Annotated in this window: 2 protein-coding genes; both read right to left on the bottom strand. The window is 48.2% G+C overall.

Features of this window, described 5'->3' with window-relative positions; genetic code table 11:
• Positions 1–94 precede the first annotated feature (94 nt).
• Positions 95–538, bottom strand: a complete 444-nt coding sequence (locus tag EKO24_RS06205) for a hypothetical protein (protein WP_127030807.1) — start codon at positions 536–538, stop codon at positions 95–97.
• 16 nt (positions 539–554) lie between these two features.
• Positions 555–1,151, bottom strand: a complete 597-nt coding sequence (locus tag EKO24_RS06200; RefSeq protein WP_127030808.1) for a hypothetical protein — start codon at positions 1,149–1,151, stop codon at positions 555–557.
• Positions 1,152–1,249: the final 98 nt, after the last annotated feature.

The raw sequence follows: 1,249 nt of genomic DNA, 5'->3' as shown, positions 1-1,249 counted from the left end.
GCTTCACCATTCCAAGTGAAACGCCCTGTGCGGACCCGCATGCAGGGTGTTGTGGGGGCTGAGGGTTAGAAACCCTCGGCTACCCGATTAGCCATTATGTTCCCACCTGTGAATAGAACGCCTGAAACATAAGACCAACAGCGTCACGCGCCTCAGTTTCTAACGCGGGCCGATCATCCCATTGCTGGTCGATTGTTATGGCAGGGCGATCAGGATTGGTATGGATAAGAGTGTTTCTACGTTGGCGAAGCTGATCAAAGGCTGCAGTAAAGCCTTGTTCTTTGAGTAGTTCGACCGCCCGCAATCGCTTAGAAGAACCGCTTGTCTCTTGTAGATTCGCCTCAATTACCGCGAAAGATAAAATGATAACCGCCACCCATGCGCCTGCACAGAAACAAGCTTGCACCTCGGAAATAAGCGCACTTGCTTGTTCCCCCACCAAATAAGACCCGAGTTCTTCATAGTGGAAGATATGCGCTTCAAACCATTTGCGACGCGCTTCCCATTGGTCAATTGTTGGGTATTCGAGATGTTCCATAATGGCTAACGTGAAGCTAACCAGCCTTGCGCGGCTTTTCGCGCAAGGTCCGGTTGAGCGTAGTGTTAGAGGCCGGTATTTCGCAGCCGGGCTTTGTGTGGCGCTCTACGCTTTCTCTATAAGTGTCGCGCAGCTCGGCATAACGTGCACAGAGAGCTGGGGAGTTCCTAAATAATTTATTGAAATACTTGTCCCAGAGAATACGGTCGATTCCATCCTTTCCCATATCGGGTAGCTGATATACATATCCGTCTTCAAATCCGTCGATAAAATCGAGATACATTTCAGCTATGGTCATGACTGCATGGTAGTTTGGATCGCTTGGACTAAGAGATTTTTTTGAATGGAAATATGGGCGTAGTTCAGGCCTTTCAACGAATAACTTCGATATCCCAGTTTGCTCTTGAACAATGACTTGCCATGTTTGGGCTGTAACAGATCTCAGTTGCAGGTTAATCGCTTCTGTCTGCCGTCTAGACTGCTCCGTGAGGTTATTGATTTGATAGCTAACTACGGCAAGCCCAATGGCAACAAGCACTCCAGCGTAAGTTCCCCCGAGATGGAGTTTCTGGTACGTGGTAAGCACTTTGGAATCGTCCGGTGCATTAGTCATAGAGGCCTCTAACGTTTCGAGCTAAGCACCGCTTCTCTGTGAGCTTTAAAGTTTCACAGTTTGTTGAGCGTCTTAGCTGTTTAAAAAAATCATCAGTC

This window comes from Candidatus Methylobacter oryzae (assembly GCF_003994235.2).
Classification (GTDB): Bacteria; Pseudomonadota; Gammaproteobacteria; order Methylococcales; family Methylomonadaceae; genus Methylobacter_A; species Methylobacter_A oryzae.
Note: the sequence above shows the minus strand (reverse complement) of the source record. Positions and strands in the feature narration are given on the sequence as shown.

Bases quoted from the DNA above. Each gene is read 5' to 3' on its own strand.
- EKO24_RS06200 (WP_127030808.1), bottom strand. From the start codon at position 1,151: ATGACTAATGCACCGGACGATTCCAAAGTGCTTACCACGTACCAGAAA.
- EKO24_RS06205 (WP_127030807.1), bottom strand. From the start codon at position 538: ATGGAACATCTCGAATACCCAACAATTGACCAATGGGAAGCGCGTCGC.